Annotated in this window: 18 protein-coding genes; 7 read left to right on the forward strand and 11 right to left on the reverse strand. The window is 70.7% G+C overall.

The features are described from left to right. Positions 1-2 precede the first annotated feature (2 nt). The 4 genes from AC5P1C_RS13365 to AC5P1C_RS13380 form a co-directional block, all read right to left on the reverse strand. Positions 3-1304: a sugar ABC transporter substrate-binding protein gene (locus tag AC5P1C_RS13365; protein ID WP_493865978.1), complete on the reverse strand. Its 1302-nt coding sequence runs from the start codon at positions 1302-1304 to the stop codon at positions 3-5. A 272-nt stretch (positions 1305-1576) separates the two neighbouring features. Beyond that, entirely contained in the window at positions 1577-3037 is a 1461-nt protein-coding gene (locus tag AC5P1C_RS13370) for a glutamate synthase subunit beta (protein ID WP_493865979.1), read from the reverse strand. Continuing rightward, entirely contained in the window at positions 3030-7589 is a 4560-nt protein-coding gene (gene gltB / locus AC5P1C_RS13375) for a glutamate synthase large subunit (protein WP_493866065.1), read from the reverse strand. The genes AC5P1C_RS13370 and gltB overlap by 8 nt, the downstream gene beginning before the upstream one ends. Positions 7590-7948: 359 nt before the next feature. Next, positions 7949-8680, reverse strand: coding sequence for a VIT1/CCC1 transporter family protein (locus AC5P1C_RS13380; RefSeq protein ID WP_493865980.1), 732 nt, complete (start codon positions 8678-8680; stop codon positions 7949-7951). A gap of 212 nt (positions 8681-8892) precedes the next feature. Between AC5P1C_RS13380 and AC5P1C_RS13385 the strand changes: the two genes are divergently transcribed. The 7 genes from AC5P1C_RS13385 to AC5P1C_RS13415 are packed head-to-tail and all read left to right on the forward strand — an operon-like array spanning position 8893 to position 16778. Then, a complete protein-coding gene (locus AC5P1C_RS13385) occupies positions 8893-9888 on the forward strand; it encodes an ADP-ribosylglycohydrolase family protein (RefSeq protein WP_493865981.1) in 996 nt (331 codons plus the stop codon). Next, positions 9882-11210 (forward strand): ADP-ribosylglycohydrolase family protein, encoded by a 1329-nt coding sequence (locus tag AC5P1C_RS13390; protein ID WP_493865982.1) that lies wholly within the window; start codon positions 9882-9884, stop codon positions 11208-11210. The genes AC5P1C_RS13385 and AC5P1C_RS13390 overlap by 7 nt, the downstream gene beginning before the upstream one ends. Next, entirely contained in the window at positions 11173-12363 is a 1191-nt protein-coding gene (locus AC5P1C_RS13395) for an ADP-ribosylglycohydrolase family protein (RefSeq protein ID WP_493865983.1), read from the forward strand. Before AC5P1C_RS13390 ends, AC5P1C_RS13395 begins: the two co-directional genes overlap by 38 nt. Next, positions 12360-13838 carry an ADP-ribosylglycohydrolase family protein gene (locus tag AC5P1C_RS13400; RefSeq protein WP_493865984.1) on the forward strand — a complete coding sequence of 493 codons (1479 nt, stop codon included), beginning with the start codon at positions 12360-12362 and terminating at the stop codon, positions 13836-13838. Before AC5P1C_RS13395 ends, AC5P1C_RS13400 begins: the two co-directional genes overlap by 4 nt. After that, on the forward strand, positions 13835-14743 hold the full coding sequence (rbsK, locus tag AC5P1C_RS13405; protein WP_493865985.1) for a ribokinase: 909 nt from the start codon (positions 13835-13837) through the stop codon (positions 14741-14743). Before AC5P1C_RS13400 ends, rbsK begins: the two co-directional genes overlap by 4 nt. Then, positions 14740-15948, forward strand: coding sequence for a CaiB/BaiF CoA transferase family protein (locus tag AC5P1C_RS13410; protein ID WP_493865986.1), 1209 nt, complete (start codon positions 14740-14742; stop codon positions 15946-15948). The genes rbsK and AC5P1C_RS13410 overlap by 4 nt, the downstream gene beginning before the upstream one ends. After that, positions 15945-16778, forward strand: a complete 834-nt coding sequence (locus AC5P1C_RS13415; RefSeq protein ID WP_493865987.1) for an HpcH/HpaI aldolase/citrate lyase family protein — start codon at positions 15945-15947, stop codon at positions 16776-16778. The genes AC5P1C_RS13410 and AC5P1C_RS13415 overlap by 4 nt, the downstream gene beginning before the upstream one ends. Before the next feature lie 60 nt (positions 16779-16838). Here the strand turns inward: AC5P1C_RS13415 and lgt are convergent, their stop codons facing one another. The 7 genes from lgt to AC5P1C_RS13450 form a co-directional block, all read right to left on the reverse strand. After that, complete coding sequence (gene lgt / locus AC5P1C_RS13420; RefSeq protein WP_493865988.1) at positions 16839-17795, reverse strand: prolipoprotein diacylglyceryl transferase; 957 nt, start codon at positions 17793-17795, stop codon at positions 16839-16841. 100 nt (positions 17796-17895) lie between these two features. Beyond that, a complete protein-coding gene (locus AC5P1C_RS13425) occupies positions 17896-18672 on the reverse strand; it encodes a DsbA family protein (protein ID WP_493865989.1) in 777 nt (258 codons plus the stop codon). Positions 18673-18735: 63 nt separating this feature from the next. Continuing rightward, positions 18736-19551, reverse strand: a complete 816-nt coding sequence (trpA, locus tag AC5P1C_RS13430) for a tryptophan synthase subunit alpha (RefSeq protein ID WP_493866066.1) — start codon at positions 19549-19551, stop codon at positions 18736-18738. 14 nt (positions 19552-19565) lie between these two features. Next, positions 19566-20852, reverse strand: coding sequence for a tryptophan synthase subunit beta (gene trpB / locus AC5P1C_RS13435; protein ID WP_493865990.1), 1287 nt, complete (start codon positions 20850-20852; stop codon positions 19566-19568). 99 nt (positions 20853-20951) lie between these two features. Then, on the reverse strand, positions 20952-21173 hold the full coding sequence (gene trpM, locus AC5P1C_RS13440) for a tryptophan biosynthesis modulator TrpM (protein WP_493865991.1): 222 nt from the start codon (positions 21171-21173) through the stop codon (positions 20952-20954). An 8-nt stretch (positions 21174-21181) separates the two neighbouring features. After that, the gene (gene trpC, locus AC5P1C_RS13445; protein ID WP_249590480.1) at positions 21182-21991 is read right to left on the reverse strand and encodes an indole-3-glycerol phosphate synthase TrpC; all 810 of its coding nucleotides are present in this window, start codon (positions 21989-21991) and stop codon (positions 21182-21184) included. A 185-nt stretch (positions 21992-22176) separates the two neighbouring features. After that, positions 22177-22620: a DUF2752 domain-containing protein gene (locus AC5P1C_RS13450; RefSeq protein ID WP_493865992.1), complete on the reverse strand. Its 444-nt coding sequence runs from the start codon at positions 22618-22620 to the stop codon at positions 22177-22179. Positions 22621-22722 lie beyond the last annotated feature (102 nt).

The raw sequence follows: 22722 nt of genomic DNA on the forward strand, positions 1-22722 counted from the left end.
GCCTACTTGTCCTTGGCGAAGATCGCGTCCATGTCCTTGGCGGCCTTGTCCGCCGCTTCCTGGACGGAGGACTTCCCGGTCAGGATGGACTGCACCATGCCGGGGATGACCTTCGAGGCCTGGATCTCGCCGTACGCCTTGGTCTTGGGGACGGTCGCGCCGGCCTCCAGCATCTGCTTGGCGAACGGCTCGACCAGCGGGTCCTTCTTCGCCTCGATCTTCTTCAGCTCGGAGTTCTGGCCCGGGAAGTAGTTGGTCTCGGCGGCCCACTTGGCCGCGAAGTCACCCGTGGTCAGCATCTTCACGAACTCCCAGGCGAGGTCCTTCTTGTCCGTGTTGAACGTGGACAGGTAGGAGCCGCCGAGGAAGGACTTGCTCATGCCGCCGGTCTGGCCGGGGATCGGCACGGCGCCGAGCTTGCCCTTGAGGTCCGGGTTGGCCTCGACGATGGCCTTCGGGGTCCAGTTGCCGTTGACCGACATCGCGACCTGGCCCTTGCCCCAGGCGTCGCCGACCTCCTTCTCCGTCCAGGTGTTCACCTTGGCCGGGGAGACCTTGTCCTTGGTGGCGAGGCCCGTGTAGAACTCGATGCCCTTGACGGCCTCGGGCGAGTTGATGCCGGACTTCCACTTGCCGCCCTGCTCGGTGGCGAGTTCGCCTCCGGCGCCCCAGATGAAGGGGGTGGCGAACATTTCGGCGCCGCCCGCGACCGGGAAGGGGATCATCCCGGGCTCCTTGTCCTTCAGCGTCTTGGCCGCGGACTGAAGCTCCTTCCAGGTGGTCGGCGCTTTCAGCTTGTGCTTCTCGAAGACGTCCTTGCGGTAGACGATGCTGCGTACGCCCGCGTACCACGGCATGCCGTACTGCTTGCCGTCGAGCGTGCCCGCGTCCGCGAGGCCCTCGACGAGGTCGTCGTTGAGGCCGGACTCCTTGACCTTGTCCGTCACGTCGACGAGCGCGCCGGTCTCCGCGAACTGCGGCACCCAGGTCGTACCGACCTCGGCCACGTCCGGGACCTGGTCCTCGCCGCCCTCGATGGCGGTGGTGAACTTCTTCTGCGCGGTGGCCCACTGCTGGTACTCGACGTGGATCTTGGCGCCGGTCTTCTTCTGGAACGCCTTCTCGGCCTCCTTGAAGAAGGGCCTGGCGTCGGGGTTGGTCCCCTCCATGATCCATACGGTGAGGGTCTTGCCCTTGCCGTCGGTCGCGTTGTCGCCGCTGTCGCTCCCGTCATCGCTGCCGCATGCCGTCGCGGTCAGTCCGAGCGTCATGGCGATACCTGCCGCGATGACCCGTCGCTTCATACCGGCCCCCTCATGGGTATGTGCTGTAACTGCGCCGATCCGTTTGTGGGAGCGATTGTGGACGCAGGCTCAGGGCGCGGTCTAGACCCATTCGGCTAAGGGGTCCGAAACGTGATTTGCGTTGCAAGCAATGCACGTTGCATTGCTTGCAACGCGGGGGATACGCCGCCGTGGTCTGGAAACGCCACGGCGCCCGCCCCAGTCCGGTCGGGGACAAGGCGGGCGCCGCATCAGTTCCGTACGCCGTTGTACGGGACGTATGAGGGGGCGTGCTAGACCATCAGAGATCGGTCCGTGGGGCGGATCGGCGACGGCAGGTCGCTCGCTCCGGTCAGGAATCGGTCCACGCCCCGCGCAGCGGAACGACCCTCGGCGATCGCCCAGACGATGAGCGACTGGCCGCGGCCCGCGTCACCGGCGACGAAGACGCCGGGCACGTTCGTCTGGAACTCGGCGTCACGCGCGACGTTCCCGCGCTCGTCCAGGTCCAGGGAGAACTGGTCGACCATGCCGTTCTCGCGGTCCGTACCCGTGAAGCCCATCGCCAGAGTGACCAGCTGGGCGGGGATCTTGCGCTCCGTGCCCGGCTTCTGGGTCAGCTTGCCGTCGATGAACTCGACCTCGATGAGGTGCAGGAACTGCACGTTCCCGTCCTCGTCGCCCTCGAAGTGCGTGGTCGAGACGGAGTAGACCCGCTCGCCGCCCTCCTCGTGCGCGGAGGTCACCTTGTAGAGCATGGGGAAGGTCGGCCACGGCTGATGCGGCGCACGGTCCTCGCCCGGCTTCGGCATGATCTCCAGCTGCGTCACGGAGGCCGCGCCCTGACGGTGCGCCGTGCCCACGCAGTCCGCGCCGGTGTCGCCGCCGCCGATGACGACGACGTGCTTGCCCTCGGCGGAGACGGGCGTGGTGACGTAGTCGCCCTCCTGGACCTTGTTGGCCAGGGGCAGGTACTCCATCGCCTGGTAGACGCCCTTGAGCTCACGGCCGGGGACCGGGAGGTCGCGTGCCATCGTGGCGCCCGCGGCGATGACCACCGCGTCGTACCGCTTGCGCAGCTTCGCCGCGTCGATGTCGCGGCCGATCTCCACGCCCGTACGGAACTTGGTGCCCTCCGCGCGCATCTGCTCGATGCGGCGGTTGATGTGGCGCTTCTCCATCTTGAACTCGGGGATGCCGTAGCGCAGGAGGCCGCCGATGCGGTCCGCGCGCTCGTACACGGCGACCGTGTGACCGGCCCGCGTCAGCTGCTGGGCGGCGGCGAGACCCGCGGGGCCCGAGCCGATGACGGCGACGGTCTTGCCGGACAGGCGGTCGGGCGCCTGCGGAAGCACGTCACCCGTGTCCCACGCCTTGTCGATGATGGAGACTTCGACGTTCTTGATGGTGACGGCCGGCTGGTTGATGCCGAGCACGCACGCCGACTCACAGGGCGCCGGGCAGAGGCGGCCGGTGAACTCGGGGAAGTTGTTCGTGGCGTGCAGCCGCTCGGACGCGGCCGACCAATCCTCGCGGTACGCGAAGTCGTTCCACTCGGGGATCAGGTTGCCCAGCGGACAGCCCTGGTGGCAGAACGGGATGCCGCAGTCCATGCAGCGCGAGGCCTGCTTGGAGATGATCGGGAGGAGGGAGCCAGGAACGTAGACCTCGTTCCAGTCCTGGACGCGCTCGCCGACCGGGCGGGTCTGCGCGACCTCACGGCCATGGTTCAAAAAGCCCTTGGGATCAGCCATTGGTCGCCGCCTCCATCATCTTCTCGGTGATCTCGTTCTCGGAGAGACCGTCTCGCTCGGCGGCGTCCTTGGCGGCGAGCACTGCCTTGTACGTGCTGGGGATGATCCTGCTGAAGCGCTCCACGGCGGTGTCCCACTCGGCGAGCAGCTTCTCGGCGACGGTCGAGCCCGTCTCCTCCTGATGGCGGCGCACGACGTCGTGCAGCCACGTCTTGTCGGAGTCGTCCAGGGCCTCGACGGCGCCCAGGTTGCCGGAGTTGACGTTGTCCCGGTCGAGGTCGATGACGTACGCGATGCCGCCCGACATACCGGCCGCGAAGTTACGGCCCGTCTCGCCGAGGACCACCGCGTGGCCACCGGTCATGTACTCGCAGCCGTGGTCGCCCACGCCCTCGGACACGACCGTCGCACCGGAGTTGCGGACGCAGAACCGCTCGCCCGTGCGGCCACGGAGGAACAGCTCGCCGCCCGTCGCACCGTACGCGATGGTGTTGCCCGCGATCGTCGAGTACTCGGCGAGGTGGTCGGCGCCGCGGTCCGGGCGCACGATGACACGGCCGCCGGAGAGGCCCTTGCCGACGTAGTCGTTGGCGTCGCCCTCCAGACGGAGGGTCACGCCGCGCGGCACGAACGCGCCGAACGACTGGCCCGCCGAGCCGGTGAAGGTGATGTCGATGGTGTCGTCGGGCAGGCCCGCGCCACCGAACTTCTTCGTCACCTCGTGGCCGAGCATGGTGCCGACCGTGCGGTTGATGTTACGGATCGCGACCTGCGCGCGGACCGGCTGGGCGTCGGTCGCGCTGGAGGCGGAGAGCGCGTCGGCGGCGAGCTTGATCAGCTCGTTGTCGAGTGCCTTCTCCAGGCCGTGGTCCTGGGCGACGATCTGGTGGCGCACGGCGCCGCCGGGCAGCGACGGCACGTGGAAGAGGGGCTCGAGGTCGAGGCCCTGCGCCTTCCAGTGGTTCACGGCGCGCTCGGTGTCGAGGAGTTCGGCGTGGCCGACGGCCTCCTCGATGGTGCGGAAGCCGAGCTCGGCGAGGATCTCGCGGACCTCTTCGGCGATGAACTCGAAGAAGTTGACGATGTACTCGGCCTTGCCGGAGAACCGCTCGCGCAGCGCCGGGTTCTGCGTGGCGATGCCGACCGGGCAGGTGTCCAGGTGGCAGACGCGCATCATGACGCAGCCGGAGACGACGAGCGGCGCGGTCGCGAAACCGAACTCCTCGGCGCCGAGCAGCGCGGCGATGACGACGTCACGGCCGGTCTTGAGCTGGCCGTCGGTCTGCACGACGATGCGGTCGCGCAGGCCGTTGAGCAGCAGCGTCTGCTGGGTCTCGGCGAGGCCGAGCTCCCAGGGACCGCCCGCGTGCTTGAGCGAGGTGAGCGGGGATGCGCCCGTACCGCCGTCGTGACCCGAGATGAGTACGACATCGGCGTGCGCCTTGGAGACACCCGCGGCGACCGTGCCGACGCCGACCTCGGAGACCAGCTTCACGTGAATCCGCGCCTGCGGGTTCGCGTTCTTCAGGTCGTGGATCAGCTGGGCCAGGTCCTCGATGGAGTAGATGTCGTGGTGCGGCGGCGGGGAGATCAGGCCCACGCCCGGCGTCGAGTGACGCGTCTTGGCGACCCACGGGTAGACCTTGTGTCCTGGCAGCTGGCCGCCCTCGCCGGGCTTGGCGCCCTGGGCCATCTTGATCTGGATGTCGTCCGCGTTGACCAGGTACTCGGAGGTCACACCGAAGCGGCCGGAGGCGACCTGCTTGATGGACGAGCGGCGCGCCGGGTCGTACAGGCGGTCCGCGTCCTCGCCGCCCTCACCGGTGTTGGACTTGCCGCCCAGCTGGTTCATGGCGATGGCGAGGGTCTCGTGCGCCTCGCGGGAGATCGAGCCGTACGACATGGCGCCGGTCGAGAACCGCTTGACGATGTCGGCGGCCGACTCGACCTCGTCGACGGAGATCGAGGGACGGTCCGACTTCAGGTTGAACAGGCCGCGCAGCGTCATGAGGCGCTCGGACTGCTCGTTCACGCGGTCCGTGTACTTCTTGAAGATGTCGTAGCGGCGGTTGCGCGTGGAGTGCTGCAGGCGGAAGACCGTCTCCGGGTCGAAGAGGTGCGGCTCGCCCTCGCGGCGCCACTGGTACTCACCGCCTATGTCGAGCGCGCGGTGCGCCGAGGGGACGCCCGAAGCGGGGTACGCCTTGGCGTGCCGGGCGGCGACCTCCTGGGCTACGACGTCGATGCCGACTCCGCCGATCTTGGACGTCGTACCGACGAAGTACTTCGCGACGAAGTCCTCCTGGAGGCCGACGGCCTCGAAGACCTGCGCGCCGCGGTAGGAGGCGACGGTCGAGATGCCCATCTTGGACATGACCTTCAGGACGCCCTTGCCGAGCGCGTAGATCAGGTTCCGGATGGCCTGCTCGGCCTCCATACCCGGCAGGAACGTGCCTGCCCGGACGAGGTCCTCGACCGACTCCATCGCGAGGTACGGGTTGACCGCCGCGGCGCCGTAGCCGATGAGGAGGGCCACGTGGTGGACCTCGCGGACGTCGCCCGCCTCGACGAGCAGGCCCACCTGGGTGCGCTGCTTCGTGCGGATGAGGTGGTGGTGGACGGCCGCGGTGAGCAGCAGCGAGGGGATCGGCGCGTGCTCGGCGTCCGAGTGCCGGTCGGAGAGCACGATCAGACGGGCGCCGGCCTCTATGGCGGCGTCGGCCTCGGCGCAGATCTCCTCGATGCGGGCGGCAAGGGCGTCGCCGCCGCCGCTGACGCGGTAGAGGCCGGAGAGGGTCGCGGCCGTCATGCCGGGCATGTCGCCGTCGGCGTTGATGTGGATGAGCTTGGCGAGCTCGTCGTTGTCGATCACCGGGAAGGGCAGCGTGACGCTGCGACAGGTCGCGGCGGTCGGCTCCAGGATGTTGCCCTGCGGGCCCAGCGAGGAGTGCAGCGAGGTGACGAGCTCTTCACGGATGGCGTCCAGGGGCGGGTTCGTGACCTGCGCGAACAGCTGCGTGAAGTAGTCGAAGATCAGCCGCGGGCGCTCGGAGAGCGCCGCGATCGGGGTGTCCGTGCCCATGGAGCCGAGCGGCTCGCCACCGGACTTGGCCATCGGCGCGAGGATGATGCGCAGCTCTTCCTCGGTGTAGCCGAAGGTCTGCTGGCGGCGCGTGACGGAGGCGTGCGTGTGCACGATGTGCTCGCGCTCGGGCAGATCGGAGAGCTCGATCTCGCCGGCTTCCAGCCACTCCTGGTACGGGTTCTCGGCGGCGAGGGCGGCCTTGATCTCGTCGTCCTCGACGATGCGGTGCTCGGCGGTGTCGACGAGGAACATCTTGCCGGGCTGCAGGCGGCCCTTGCGGACGACCTTCGCGGGGTCGATGTCCAGGACGCCGACCTCGGAGCCGAGGACGACGAGGCCGTCGTCGGTGACCCAGTAGCGGCCGGGGCGCAGGCCGTTGCGGTCGAGCACGGCGCCGACCTGGGTGCCGTCGGTGAAGGTGACGCAGGCCGGGCCGTCCCAGGGCTCCATCATCGTGGAGTGGTACTGGTAGAAGGCGCGGCGTGCCGGGTCCATCGAGCCGTGGTTCTCCCACGCCTCGGGGATCATCATCAGGACCGAGTGCGGGAGCGAACGCCCACCGAGGTGCAGGAGTTCGAGCACCTCGTCGAAGGAGGCGGAGTCGGACGCGTCCGGCGTACAGATGGGGAAGACGCGGTCGAGCTTGTCGGTGCTGCGCTCGCCGGCGGAGGCACTGTGCTGGTTGTCGGCGAAGCCGAACAGGTCGGAGGCGAGCTGCGACTCGCGCGCCCGCATCCAGTTCCGGTTGCCCTTGACCGTGTTGATCTCGCCGTTGTGCGCGACGAAGCGGTAGGGGTGCGCGAGCGGCCAGCTCGGGAACGTGTTCGTGGAGAAGCGCGAGTGGACGAGCGCGACGGCCGTGGCGAAACGGCGGTCGGACAGGTCGGGGAAGAACGGCTCCAGCTGGCCGGTGGTGAGCATGCCCTTGTAGACGATGGTCCGGGCGGAGAGCGAGGGGAAGTACGTCCCTGCCTCACGCTCGGCGCGCTTGCGCAGCACGAAGGCCTTGCGGTCGAGCGCGACGCCGGAGCTCTCGCCGTCGGCCACGAAGATCTGCCGGAAGACCGGCATCGTCGAGCGGGCGGTGGCTCCGAGCAGCTCGGGGGCGACGGGAACGTCGCGCCAACCGAGGACCGTCAGGCCTTCCTCGGAAGCGATCGTCTCGATCTGTGAGACGGCGGCGTCGGTCGTGCCCGCCGTGTCGACCGGCAGGAAGGCGATACCGACGGCGTAGGCACCCGCCGCGGGGAGCGCGAAGTCGGTGACCTCGTGCAGGAAGGCGTCCGGGACCTGGAGCAGGATGCCGGCGCCGTCGCCGGAGTCCGGCTCGGAGCCGGTGGCACCACGGTGTTCGAGATTGCGCAGTACGGTCAGCGCCTGTTCGACCAGCTCATGGCTGGCTACACCGGTGAGGGTGGCCACGAACCCGACACCACAGGCATCGTGCTCGTTACGGGGGTCGTACATGCCCTGGGGGGCGGGGCGACCGTCCATGGGCGACCAGGCGTGCGTACGCATTGGCTCTCCCGTCGTCGTCGTGGCATAGGCAAAAAGCGAGGGACGACGTTGGCCCAGGCGAAATTTCGTGCAGGTTACATGATGGAACGCTTCTCGAAAAGCGGATACTTCATTCCACCATGTGGACACCGCTCGTAAGGTGGAGAGCGGCAGGGAGGGGACACATGCGGACAGATCCTTGACCGAAGGCCCGAGAGCGGCACAGGCCTCATTGCCCGCAGCGCTTACGGCTCATGCCCGGTGGTTAAGGACTCGAAACCGCCGAGTAACGGCTACTTATGCGGAGACCCGCATAGGACTGCAAGCGTTCATCCTACGGCGGTACCGAACAAGCTGCCCAGGGCGTACGTCACACCAGCCGCGGCACCACCGAGAGCCAGCTGCCGAAGTCCGCTGAACCACCAGGACCGGGCGGTCACCTTCGCCACGACGGCACCGCAGGCGAAGAGCCCGATCAGCGCGAGCAGCAGCGCGGGCCAGAACGTGTCGGCGCCGAGCAGATACGGCAGCACGGGAAGCAGGGCGCCGAGTGCGAAGGCGCCGAACGAGGAGACCGCGGCGACGGTCGGCGAGGGCAGATCGCCGGGATCGATGCCCAGCTCCTCGCGCGCGTGGATCTCCAGGGCCTGCTCGGGATCCTTGGACAGTTGCTTGGCGACCTCACGGGCGAGCCCCGCCTCGACACCGCGCGACACGTACAGCGCGGCGAGCTCCTCCTCCTCGTCCGCGGGGTGCTTGCGCAACTCCCGCCGCTCCACGTCGAGTTCGGCCTGTACGAGCTCACGCTGCGAGGCGACGGAGGTGTATTCGCCCGCGGCCATCGAGAAGGCGCCCGCGGCGAGGCCGACCAGACCCGTGACGACGATGGTCTGCTGCGCGACGGCTCCGCCCGCGACACCGGTCATCAGGGCCAGGTTGGACACCAGACCGTCCATCGCACCGAAGACGGCAGGCCGCAGCCAGCCGCCGTTGACATCGCGGTGGGTGTGGTTGTCGCGATGCGCCTCGTGCAGCGTCGCTTCGGTCTCGATGATCGCCATGGTGGGCCCCCTCAGTGCTTGGACGATCTCGAAAGTACGCGCGAAAAATCGCTCTCGCCAGCAAGGAAGGCCGTACTTACCTGCAAGAACGCGGGTCCCTCGAACTGGTGATCGCACGTGCCGGAGGGGTGACTTCGGCGGTCCGGATGCTCGCGTCAGGGGTGCCGCGTGGCAGGGATATCCGCAACGTCTCGGCACCATGGAGGCATGGCATGACGAGCTTGACCGGTGTGACAGGAGTGACGGGCGCAGGCCTGAGCGAACGGGCGCGTGGCGCGCTCCTCGGCCTGGCCGTCGGCGACGCGCTGGGCGCGCCCGCCGAGAACATGAAGCCGTCGGAGATCCGCCGCCGTTGGGGACGCATCACCGGATACGTCGCCGAACATCCGTCGGGCACGGACGACACCGAGTACGCGATCTTCTCGGGGCTCCTGCTGGCTCGGCACGGCTCGGCGCTCACCGTCGCGCACGTGGAAGCGGCCTGGCACGAGTGGATCGCGGACCTGGACGAGGGGCCCTCCCGGGGCGCGGGCTTCAGCGAGCGCGGCACGCTGGAGAACCTGCGCCGCGGCCTCGCGGCGCCCATCTCGGCCCAGCACCGGCACGCGTGGAGCGACGGCCTGGCGATGCGGGCCGCGCCGTTCGGGGTCTTCGCCGCGGGCCGGCCGGCCGAAGCGGCCCGGCTCGTCGCGATCGACGGCTCCGTCAGCCATGACGGGGAGGGCATCTACGGCGGGCAGGCCGTGGCAGCCGGGGTCGCGGCGGCGATGAGCGGGGCGTCGGTGAACTCCGTGGTGGCAGCGGCCCTGTCCGTCATCCCGATGGACTGCTGGACGTCCCGTTCGCTGCGGCGGGCGGTGGCGGTGGCGCATCGGGGGGAGCGGGCGGTGCGCTCCGCCGTGGTGATCGGCGGCTACCCCTGGACCGACCTCGCCCCCGAGGCGGTGGGCCTCGCCTTCGGCGCGTATGCCTCGTCGGCGGGCCGCTTCCCGGACGCGGTGTTGACCGCGGTCAACATGGGGCGGGACGCGGATACGACCGCCGCGGTAGCTGGCGCGCTGGCCGGAGCGACGTGCGGTGCGTCGGCGATTCCACCGCCGTGGGCGGCGGCTATCGCTCCGGCGCGGGGCAGCTGCCTTCCTTCGATGCGGGGCCACCACGTCCTGGACATCGCGGAATTGCTGGTGCCTGACCTGGAGGCATGGTGACTGCTGTGGGCAGGCGTTCCGCACGGCGATGGGAGTCCCCCCGCTCGAACGCAGTTGAGAGTGGGGGAGGGTGGGTACAGCCCCCACCGCCGGGTGCTGATGAACAAGGCGGTCAGCAAGGCGGGCCCTGGCACCCGCAGCCTCCGGGCACCGGATCCCGCATCGAGGGCCTGCTCCTGGGCCTCGCCGCAGGCGATGCCGCCGGGTGGCCCGCAGCCAAGCACCGCGCAGCCCGCATGCCCGAGTGGACCCGCAGACTCACCCGCGAACTGGACACCTTCGCCGAGCAGAACGCCACCACCACCCTCCCCGTCCCCATCGCGCTCAACCAACCCCCGGAACCCCTCCGCCTGGGCCCATCGGACGACGCCGAATGGGCGGCCTTCACCGCCGAGGCACTGCTCAGCGCAGCGAAGGGGACACGCGACCCCAAGCCGCTGCCGCCGGACCGCCGGGTCCGCGCAGCCCTGGACCGGGCCTGGAACAACCTGGCAGGGGCCATCGCCGCCGCAGCGGCCCGCGCCCCCGAGGTCGAGTCCGCCGTACTCCCCCTGCGCGCCCGCATCTCCGTCCGCGCGGGCCTCGGCAACCTCGCCGCGGGCCTGCGCCCACCCGCCACCGGCCACGACAACCCCCACTTCTTCGACGACGCCGCCTGCGTACGCGCCTGCGTCCTCGCCCTGGTACACGCGGGCGACCCCGAACAGGCCGCCGCACTGGCCGAGTTCGACGCCTGCTACACCCAGGACGGCGACGGTGTGCACGGCGCACGCGCCATGGCCTCGGCGATCGCGGCGGCGCTCGGCGGGGCGGACGTCGACGCGACGGTGGACGCCGCCCTCGCCCAGCTCCCCGAGCACACCGAGATCGGCCGCAACGCCTGGCACGCCGTCAAACTCGCCCGCACCCAGGCCGAGGAGGACGGCGCGTTCGGCCTCGTCCCCCTCCTGGAACACCAGATCGTCGACCACGTCTACAGCTACGGCATCGCCGCCGCGGAGACCGTCCCGGTCGCCCTCGCCCTGACCACCGCGGCCCGCGGCCGTATCCGCGACGCGGTGCCCGCCGCCGCCTGCCTCTCCCGCGTCGCCGACTCCGCACCCGCCCTGACCGGCGCCCTGACCGGCGTCCTTGGCACGGCATCCGCCATCCCCGAAGCCTGGCGCGACGCCTGCCGCACCCTCTCCGGCTGCGCGCTCCCCCGCCTCGCGGGCACCGACCTGGTGGAACTCGCCGGGCTCCTGGCAGCCACGGAACTGACCACTCCGGGAGGACAATTCCGGCATGACTACACCAAATCACCCCCGGACACGGTCCGCTGAGCTCCGCCCCACCGATCTACCCCTCCCCGACCGCATCACGGCCTGCCTGGTCGGAGCAGCCGTCGGCGACGCCATCGGCGGCCCGGTCGAGGGCTACTCCCCCGAGCAGATCGTCGAACGGCACGGCGGTCGCGTACACGGCATCGTCGGCCCCTGGAACGGCGACCGATGGCGCACCGCCCGCCCCATCGCGCCGTACCACAAGGGCGACGGGCACGTCACCGACGACACCTTGATGACGCACGCGCTCATCCGCGTGTACGCCACCGTCCGCGACCACTTGGACGCCTACGCGGTCGCCGACCACCTGGTCCCCGACCTCATGCGGACCCCCCGCTGGATCCCGGAGCTGGAGACGGAGGCCATCCCCCTCCAGCGCCTCTTCCTCGCCGAGAAGTGGATCGTCGCCCGCATCCACTACGGCCACGTCGACCCGCGCGAGGCGGGCACCGGAAACATCGTCAACTGCGGTGCGGCGATGTACATGGCGCCGGTCGGCCTGGTCAACGCGGCGAACCCGGAGGGTGCGTACACCGAGGCCCTCGACGTCGCGGGCGCGCACCAGTCGTCGTACGGACGTGAGGCCGCCGCGGTCTTCGCGGCGGCGGTGGCCGCGGCGTGCGCACCCGGCGCGACGCCCACCTCGGTGATCGACACCGCGCTCTGTCTCGCGAAGGACGGGACGCGGGCCGCGATCGAGTCGGTGGCCGAAGTGGCCGCCCATCACCACGACTTCGAGTCGGCGCTCGATCCCCTGCGCACCGCGGTCATCCCCTTCGACACGGTCGGCACGGACTACCGCGCCCCGTCACTCGGCGCCCGCCGCCCCTCACGCCTGCACGCCATCGAGGAACTCCCGATCGCACTCGGCATGCTCCTGGTGGGCGACGGCGACTACCGCCACACGGTCCTCGGCTCGGTCAACTACGGCCGTGACTGCGACTCGATCGCGACCATGAGCGGCGCGATCGCGGGCGCACTGGGCTCGGGCGCACCGCCCGAGTGGTCCAAGACGGTCGCGGAGGCGAGCCGCCTGGACCTGCACGCCCCCGCGAGGACGCTGACGGAGGTCACCCAGGAGATCTTCACCCGCGACGTACGCCGCCGCCGCGCCCACGAATCGGCGTACGCGGCCCTGACGGCCACCCGATGATCCGCCTCACCTGGGTCCAGCCGGAGGACTTGGTGGGCCACGAACTCCGCCAGGCGGAGGAGGAGGGCAATGACGTGCGTTCCGTACGTTCACGCTGGCTGACAGCAGGCGGCCACTTGGCCCCGCCACGAGCGGGCGCGTCCCCAACGCCACCTTCCCCCCAGCTACGAGCCCTGGCTGTACAGCTCATGCATGAACTGGCCGCGCCGTTGTGGGCAGGCGTTCCGCAAGGCGATGGGGGTCCCCCCGCTCGAACGGAGTTGAGAGCGGGGGAGGGTGGGCACAACACCACGAACCGACCCGCGCCCGAGAACAAGGCCCCGCTGCAGGCGGTTTCGGGAAGGGGCGGAACTGGGGAAAAAGAAGCCCTACGTCACCGCCTCCACGCGGCCTGGCTGGGCAGAGCCGCAGGCTGCCTCCTGGGCAAGCCAGTGGAGAAACTCCCCCTCGAAGCCATCCGCAGCCTGGCCAAAGCAACAGGCAACTGGCCCCTCACCACCTGGTTCACGGAGAAGGGCCTCCCCCCGGAGCTGAGGGAAGCCCACCCCTGGAACAAGCGCTCCGCGCAAACCTCCCTCGCCGAGAACATCAACGGCATGCCCGAGGACGACGACCTCAACTACCCCCTCCTCAACCTCCGTCTCCTCCAGCGCCACGGCAGGCACTTCACCACCACGGACGTGGCAAAGCTCTGGCTGGACGAGCTCCCCGCGGCCCGCACCTTCACCGCCGAACGCATCGCCTACCGCAACCTCCTCAACGGCATCGAGCCCCCGCACACCGCCACCCACCACAACCCCTTCCGCGAATGGATCGGCGCCCTGATCCGTGCCGACGTCCACGGCTGGACAAATCCGGGCGCACCCACGGCCGCCGCCGACCAGGCCCGCCGCGACGCGAGCCTCAGCCACACCGCCAACGGCGTGTACGGCGCGATGTTCGCCGCGGCCACCATCGCCGAGGCGGCGGCAGCCACCGGAGACGTCCACCACTGCCTCCGTACGGGCCTCACCGTCGTACCCGCGGACTCACGCCTGGCCCGCGCGATCCGACACGGCATCCAACTGGCCGCCTGCACACCGGACTTCGACCAAGTGGTGGACGACCTGCACGCCGCCTACGGCCACCACCACTGGGTCCACGTCATCCCGAACGCCGCCCTCCTGTCCGCGGCCCTCACCCACGCCGAAGGCGACTTCACCGGCTCCATCACCCGCGCGGTCTCCGGTGGCTGGGACACCGACTCGAACGGCGCGACGGCGGGATCGATCGCGGGCCTGCTCGCGGGCCACCCGGACGCGCTGCCCGACCGCTGGACGTCGCCGCTCAAGAACCGCCTCGCCAGCTCCGTCCCGGGCTTCGACGGCACCGGCTTCGACACCCTCGCGGACCTCACCACCGAACTGGCGCTCGCCACCGAACTCACTCTCACCACCGATCCCGTCCAGGAGATCCAGGAGACCCCCCGCCCATGACCCACATCGCCGTGCTCGGCAGCACGAACATGGACCTCGTCGCGTACGTCGCCAAGGCCCCGCAGCGCGGAGAGACCGTCACCGGCCGCGAGTTCCGTACGCTCCCCGGCGGCAAGGGCGCCAACCAGGCCGTCGCCGCGGCCCGCGCGGGCGCCGACGCCGTGTCGATGATCGGCGCGGTCGGCGCCGACGCCTTCGGGGCGCAGCTGCGCGCCGCACTCGAGCACTCCGGAGTCGACACGGACCTGCTGCGCACCGTCGACACCGCGCCCACCGGCACCGCGCACATCGTGGTCGACGACGAAGGCGGCAACGCGATCGTCGTCATCCCCGGCGCCAACGGCACGCTCACCGCGCTCGCCCCCGGAGACGAAGGCCTGATCACCTCCGCCGACACCCTCCTGCTGCAGCTGGAGATCCCCGTCGAAGGAGTGCTCGCCGCCGCGCAGGCCGCACGCAGGCACGGCGTACGCACCATCCTCACCCCGGCTCCCGCGCAGCCGCTGCCCCCCGAACTCCTCGCCACCATCGACCTGTTGGTGCCGAACGAACACGAGGCCGCCACCCTCACCGGCCTGACCGACCCGCGGACCGCCGCCCACGCGCTCCTCTCCCAGGTCCCCGAAGTCGTCGTCACCCTCGGTGCCCGCGGCAGCCTGTACGCGGCCCGGGGAGCCGAGCCGGTCATGGTGGAGGCCCCGCACGTCACCGCCGTGGACACGACCGGCGCGGGCGACACGTTCGTCGGCACCCTCGCGGTGGCGCTCGCCGAGGGCGGCTCCGTGCCGGAGGCGCTCGCGTGGGCGTCGTCGGCGGCGGCGCTCTCCGTCCAGCGCCCGGGTGCGTCGGCGTCCATGCCGTTCCGCTCCGAGATCGACACCCAGACGAACGGAGCCGCATCATGACGGCACCCCTCACCGACACCACCGCACCCCTCACCGGCCTCCGCGTCCTGGACCTCGCGACGCTCTTCGCGGGGCCGCTCGCCGCCACGATGCTCGGCGACTTCGGCGCGGACGTCATCAAGGTCGAGCACCCGCGCAAGCCCGACCCGTCCCGTGGGCACGGCCCGTCGAAGGACGGCGTCGGGCTCTGGTGGAAGCTCCTCGGCCGGAACAAGCGCACGATGACGCTCGACCTCTCCACACCCGGCGGTCGCGAGACCCTCCTGCGTCTGGCCGCCACCGCGGACGTGGTCGTCGAGAACTTCCGCCCGGGGACCCTGGAGAAGTGGGACCTCGGCTGGGAGGAGCTGAGCGGGGCGAACCCCCGCCTCGTCCTGGCCCGCGTCACGGGCTTCGGCCAGTTCGGCCCGTACTCCCGACGCCCCGGCTTCGGCACGCTCGCGGAGGCGATGAGCGGCTTCGCCGCGATCACCGGCGAACCGGACGGGCCGCCCACCCTGCCGCCCTTCGGCCTCGCCGACTCGATCGCGGGGCTCGCGACGGCGTACGCGGTGATGACGGCGCTCGCGGCCCGTGACCGGACGGGCCAGGGCCAGGTGGTGGACATGGCGATCATCGAGCCGATCCTCACGGTCCTGGGCCCGCAGCCGCTCTGGTACGACCAGCTGGACCACGTCCAGCCCCGCACCGGCAACCGCTCCACCAACAACGCGCCCCGCAACACCTACCGGACGGCGGACGGCAGTTGGGTCGCCGTCTCCACCTCCGCCCAGTCGATCGCCGAGCGCGTGATGCGCCTGGTGGGCCGCCCGGAGCTGATCTCCGAGCCCTGGTTCGCGACGGGCGCGGACCGCGCGGCCCACGCGGACGTGCTCGACGGGGCGGTCGGCGACTGGATCGCCCTGCACAGCCGCGCGGAGGTGATCGAGGCCTTCGAGAAGGCGGAGGCGGCGGTCGCCCCCATCCAGGACGTACGCGACGTGATGACCGATCCCCAGTACGCGGCCCTGGACACCGTCACCACGGTCGACGACCCGGAGCTCGGCCCGCTGCGCATGCAGAACGTCCTCTTCCGCCTCTCCGAGACCCCGGGCTCGATCGGCTGGGCGGGCCGCCCGCACGGGGCGGACACGGACGAGGTCCTGGCCGAACTCGGCCTGACGGAAGGGGAGATCGAGGGCCTTCGCAAGGAGGGCGCGCTGTGAGGGACACCCCTCTGACCTGGCTGTACGCGCCCGGAGACCGGCCGTCCGTGGTGGCGAAGGCCCTGCTCGCGGGCGCCGACGCGGTCATCGTCGACCTGGAGGACGCGGTCGGCCAGGACCGCAAGGAGTACGCGCGATCGGCGACGGCCGAACTGCTCACCCAGACTCCCGCAGTCCCGGTCCACGTCCGCGTGAACGCGCTGGACGGGCCCTTGGCCGAGGCCGACCTCCGGGCGATCGCGCATCTGCCCGGGGTCACCGGCCTGCGCCTGCCCAAGGTGACCTGCCCCGCCGACGTCGTGCGCGTCGCGGAACGGGCGGCCCCCGCGGACGGCGGCGCTCCGGCCCTGCACGCCCTCATCGAATCGGCCGTGGGCCTGGAGCACGCCTTCGCCATCGCCACCGCACACCCGGCCCTGCACGGGCTCTCCCTCGGCGAGGCGGACCTCCGTGCGGACCTTGGCGTACGTGACGACGCGGGCCTCGACTGGTCCCGCGCGCGCGTGGTGGTGGCTGCCCGAGCGGCGGGGCTCGCACCGCCCGCGCAGTCGGTCTACCCGGACATCCGTGACATCGAGGGCCTGACGGCATCCTGCGCGCACGGCCGTTCCCTGGGCTTCCTGGGGCGCGCGGCGATCCACCCCCGCCAGCTCCCGGCCATCGAGCGCGCCTACCTCCCCACTCCGGAGGAGACCGACCGCGCCGAGCAGATCGTCAAGGCGTCCACGACGGAGTCGGGCGCCCTGGCACTCCCGGACGGCACGTTCGTGGACGAGGCCGTGGTGGAGGGCGCGCGGCGGGTCCTCGACCTCGCGCGACGGCGCCCATAGCGATGGGGCCGCCGGATCGGTGATCCGGCGGCCCCGTCGACGTACGAAGCAGGGAGCGTGTCAGCCCTTCTTGGCGGACTCGGCGCCGTCCTTGTCCTTGTCCGCTTCCTTGTCCCCTGAGTCCTCGGCGGCGTCGTCCTTGGACTTGGGCTCCGTGTCCTCGTCCGCGTCCTCCGCGGCGTCCGAGGGGCCGTCGCCGTCGGGCGCGGGCTCGACGACCTCCTCGCGGCCGGGGCGGGACCTCGCCGAGAGCACGAAGTACACGACGGCGAGCACGAACACGGCGATGGCGGTCCACACGTTGAGCCGCAGACCGAGGACGTGGTGCGCGTCGTCCACGCGCATGTACTCGATCCAGCCGCGCCCGGCGCAGTACGACGCGACGTACAGCGCGAACGCCCGGCCGTGTCCCAGCTTGAAGCGGCGGTCGGCCCAGATGACCAGGAAGCCGACGCCGATGCACCAGAGGGATTCGTAGAGGAACGTCGGGTGGTACGTGCCGGGCACCCGGCCGTCCTCCGCCGACGTGATCTTCAGCGCCCACGGCAGATCCGTGGCCTTGCCGTACAGCTCCTGGTTGAACCAGTTGCCCCAGCGGCCGATCGCCTGGGCGAAGGCGATGCCGGGGGCGAGGGCGTCGGCCCAGGCCGGCAGCGGGATGCCCCGCCGGCGACAGCCGATCCAGGCGCCGACCGCGCCGAACGCGATCGCGCCCCAGATACCGAGGCCCCCCTCCCAGATCTTGAAGGCGTCCACCCAGTCACGGCCCTCGCTGAAGTACAGCTGGTAGTCCGTGATCACGTGGTAGAGACGCCCGCCCACGAGGCCGAACGGCACGGCCCAGACGGAGATGTCGGCCACGGTGCCTGGGCGGCCCCCGCGAGCGATCCACCGCTTGTTGCCGAGCCAGACGGCGACGAAGACGCCGATGATGATGCAGAACGCGTAGCCGCGCAACGGAATGGGTCCGAGTTCGACCACACCGCGCGACGGGCTGGGAATGAAGGCAAGGTCCATGGCAGATCCGACGCTACCGTGCCGGGCGGTGCTCAAGGCAACCAGCCCGGCTACGTCTCCATAACAGGGGCTTGGAACGAGGGCTCACGCCCTGCCACTGCTAGCCCCTGTTGGCCTCCTCCACCTTCGCCTTCAACTTCGCCGGGGTCAGCGGGTTCTTCTGGTCGCCGAAGATGTTCTTGCCGTCGAGCAGCACGCTCGGCGTGCCCTGCAGGCCCGCTTCCTGGAACGCCTTGTTCGACTCGGTGGCCCAGCTGTCGTGCTTGCCGTCGTCCACGCACTTCTTGAAGGAGTCGGTGACGAGGCCGTCCACCTTGCCCGCGAGCTCGATCAGCTTGCTGTTCTTGCTGAACGCGTCGTCCGTCTCCGCGGGCTGGTTCGTGAACAGCACGTCGTGGTACGGAGTGAACTTACCGGCGTCCTGGGCGCAGGCCGCGGCGTTGGCCGCGCGCAGGGAGCCGCTGCCGCCCATGTTCCCGTCGATGATCGTCGCCAGGTGATACTCGACCTTGAGCTGGCCCTTGGCGGTGAGCTCGTGGATCGTCTTGCGGTACATGTCCTCGAACTGCTTGCAGGCGGGGCAGCGGAAGTCCTCCCAGATGGTGAGGGTGGACTTGGCGCCGGCCTTGCCGACGGGGATCGCGAGCTGATCCTCGCCGCTCGCCCCCTTGGGGGCTGACAAGGGGCCCGAAGTCTCCTTGTCGTCACCTGAGTTGGCGGCGACGAGACCGGCCACGGCGGCGAGCCCGAGCACGCCCACGACGGCGGCACTCACGATCAACACCCTGCGCTGCTTGTCCCGCCCCTTCTGCCGCTCTCGCTCTTCCGCCAGCCGGTCGCGGGCCGCACGCTTTCCCTCACGGTTCTTCTCGCTCACACCCCGCCAACGAACCGGGGAGGCACGAGCATGCCTCCCCGGTCCCAGGTCCACCCGTACGAGTTACGCGTTGCCGCGGACCCCCTGGGCGAGATCACCCGCGAGCGCGCGGACGGCGGCCAGGCCCGAGGCCTCGTCCTCGGCGTCCAGCAGCCGCTGCACGAAGGCCGACCCGACGATCACGCCGTCGGCGAAGCCCGCGACCTCGGAGGCCTGCTTGGCGTTAGAGACGCCGAGGCCGACGCAGACCGGCAGGTCGGTGGTGGCCTTGGTGCGCCGGACCAGTTCCTGCGCCTGCTCCCCGACGGACTCACGGGTGCCCGTGACGCCCATCAGCGACGCCGCGTAGACGAATCCCGAGCCGGCCGCCGTGATGGTGGCGAGCCGCTCGTCCTTGCTGCTCGGCGCGACGACGAAGACCGTCGCGAGGCCGTGCTTCTGGGCGTGCTCCCTCCAGAGCGCCGACTCCTGGACAGGCAGGTCGGGCAGGATGCACCCGGCGCCGCCCGCCTCGGCCAGCTCGGCGGTGAAGCGCTCGATGCCGTAGCGGTCGATCGGGTTCCAGTACGTCATGATCAGCACCGGCTTGCCGGTCGCCTCGTGGGCCTCGCGCACCGTGCGCATCACGTCGGCGATCTTCAGGCCCGCCTTGAGCGCGATGTCGTCGGCGGTCTGGATGACGGGGCCGTCGAGGACGGGGTCGCTGTGCGGCAGCCCGACCTCCACGACGTCGGCTCCGCCGTCGAAGACGGCCTTGATGGCCGCGATGCCGCCGTCCACGGTCGGGAACCCGGCCGGCAGGTAGGCGATGAGGGCCGAGCGGCCCTCGGACTTGGCCGCGGCGAGAGTCTCGTCCAACAGCCGGCCCTGACCACCGATAAATACAGTGCCGCTCACTTGGCGTCCCCCTCGATCTCCGCGCCGGTGCCTGCCGCGTCCGCCTCGACGGCGGCGTCCGTGTCGTACAGGCCGAAGTAGCGCGCGGCCGTGTCCATGTCCTTGTCGCCGCGCCCGGACAGGTTGATGATGATCAGCCCGTCCTTGCCCAGCTCCTTGCCGACGTCGAGCGCCCCGGCGAGCGCGTGGGCGCTCTCGATGGCCGGGATGATGCCCTCGGTGCGCGACAGGAGACGCAGGGCCTGCATGGCCGCGTCGTCGGTGACGGCGCGGTACTCGCCGCGGCCGCTGTCCTTGAGGAAGGCGTGCTCGGGGCCGATGCCCGGGTAGTCGAGTCCGGCGGAGATCGAGTAGGGCTCGGTGATCTGCCCTTCCTCGTCCTGGAGGACGTACGACCGGGAGCCGTGCAGGATCCCCGGCTCTCCGGCGGTCAGCGTGGCCGCGTGCTCGCCTGTGTCGATGCCGTGGCCTGCGGGCTCGCACCCGATGAGCCGGACGTCGGCGTCCGGGATGAAGGCGTGGAAGAGACCGATGGCGTTCGAGCCGCCGCCCACGCAGGCGACGGCGGCGTCGGGCAGCCGTCCCGCGCGCTCCAGGATCTGGCGCCGCGCCTCCACCCCGATGACACGGTGGAAGTCACGCACCATGGCGGGGAAGGGGTGCGGGCCCGCGACGGTCCCGAAGAGGTAGTGCGTGCGGTCGACGTTGGCGACCCAGTCGCGGAACGCCTCGTTGATGGCGTCCTTCAGGGTCCTGCTGCCGGACTTCACGGCGATGACCTCGGCGCCGAGCATCCGCATGCGGGCCACGTTCAGGGCCTGGCGCTCGGTGTCGATCTCACCCATGTAGATGGTGCATTCGAGGCCGAAGAGCGCGCAGGCGGTGGCGGTGGCGACGCCGTGCTGTCCGGCGCCGGTCTCCGCGATGACACGGGTCTTGCCCATGCGCTTGGTGAGCAGGGCCTGGCCGAGCACGTTGTTGATCTTGTGCGAGCCGGTGTGGTTCAGGTCCTCGCGCTTGAGGAAGATCCGTGCGCCTCCCGCGTGTTCCGCGAAGCGGGGCACTTCGGTGAGGCTGCTGGGCCTGCCGGTGTAGTTGACGAGCAGGTCGTCGAGCTCGGCGGCGAAGGCGGGGTCACTCTTCGCCTTGTCGTACTCGACGGCGACCTCGTCCACGGCGGCGACCAGCGCCTCCGGGATGAATTTGCCGCCGAACGCGCCGAAGTAGCCCTCGGCGCTGGGGACTTGACCCTCGGGGTCGGGGTGGAAGTACTCGCTGGACATGCCTCTACCTCACATGGCGGGAATGGGTGATCTGCGATGCGATCGCCCCCGCCAGGGGCGCGGGAACCGCGCGAGCAAGCCCCACCGGGGTGAGGACGGCTACGCGCCGTGAAGGACGGACGATTCGTCCGGCCGACGCGACGCCGTGGCTGGTCGCGCAATTCCCCGCGCCCCTGACGGGGCGCTCGGCCATCGCATCCCGTTCACCTGACCCGGTTCATCGCCGATGACGTACCGCACCCTGCGGCCATGCACACGCCGCGCCGGCGCCCGGCAGCCGCGAGGGCGGCAACCGGGTGCGAGGCGGACGGCGATGGACATGGGCGGGGTCAGCTCCGCCCGTGCCGCAGGGCCGGGTGCGCGCCCGCGGCGACCAGGTCGGAGACCGCGCCCTTCGGGTCGCGGCCGGTCACGAGGGACTCCCCGACAAGGACCGCGTCGGCGCCCGCGTTGGCGAACGCGATGAGGTCGTGCGGCCCGCGCACACCGGACTCGGCGATCTTGACGACGCTGTCCGGCAGCTCGGGCGCGACGCGCTCGAAGGTGGAGCGGTCGACCTTCAGGGTCTTGAGGTCGCGGTTGTTGACGCCGATGACCCGCGCGCCCGCGTCCACGGCCCGCTCGGCCTCGTCCTCGTCGTGCACCTCGACGATCGGCGTGAGACCGATCGAATGGGCGCGCTCGATGAGCGACTCCAGGGCGGGCTGCTCCAGGGCGGCCACGATCAGGAGGGCGAGGTCGGCGCCGTACGCGCGGGCCTCCCACAGCTGGTACGAGGTGACGATGAAGTCCTTGCGGAGCACCGGGATGTCGACCTTGGCCCGGACGGCCTCCAGGTCGGCGAGCGAACCGCCGAAGCGGCGCTCCTCGGTGAGCACGGAGATGACGGCGGCGCCGCCCGCTTCGTAGTCCGCGGCCAGGCCCGCCGGGTCGGCGATCGCGGCGAGCGCACCCTTGGACGGGCTGGAACGCTTGACCTCGCAGATGACCTTGACGCCGTCGCCGCGGAGCGCGGCGACCCCGTCCTTGGCCGCAGGAGCCTTCGCCGCGCGCTCCTTGAGCTCGTCGAGGCTGACGCGCGCCTGCCGCTCCGCGAGGTCGGCACGGACTCCGTCGATGATCTCGTCGAGCACACTCACGCGAGCGGCCCCCTTCCCTGACGGTGAAGCTTTTGTTTGAACCTCAAGCTGTTCGGCTGCCTCATCAGGCATTCCGATGGTCACTGCGATGGTATCCGCAGGAGGGCGAAGGCCCCGCATCCGGTTGACGCCAGTCCCGCGATCTGGACACTCTTCACCCCTGCGGCCTGCGGTTTCGCCGCGTGTCACGGATGCAGCCATGCCCCGAACGGCAGATTGCGTACGAGGGTGAACACCGCGACGAGGACCCCGATCCCGTACAGCTGTGCGGGCCCCAACGCGATCCGCAGCCGACGCCCGCGCACCGCGTGCGCCGCCCAGAGGGTCCACACGACCGCGAAGACGGCGTACCCGACGACGGCGAGCGCGTTGGCACCGAGGGCCGCGGTGAGATCGCCGTGGATGAAGGCGTGGGCGCTGCGCAGGCCGCCACAGCCGGGGCAGAACACGCCGGTGAGCTGCAGCAGCGGGCAGGTGGGGTAGTGGCCGGGCTCGTTCGGGTCGACCGTCCCCACGTAGGCGAAGGCCGCGACCACCGAGCCGAGCACGCCGAGGGGCACGGCGAGCCGCCGCAGTACGGGGCCGACGGGTGGTGCCGCGCTCTCGGGTTCAGCGTTCACCCGATGCATTCTGCCCTTCCGCGGCGGCCCGTGCCCGACAGGGAGACGCGAAAGGAGGCCGCCCCGGCGCCTGCCGGGACCGCCTCCCACGTACGTCGGTGAGACTCGGCC

The sequence above is a fragment of the Streptomyces sp. A18 genome (genome assembly GCF_059026065.1).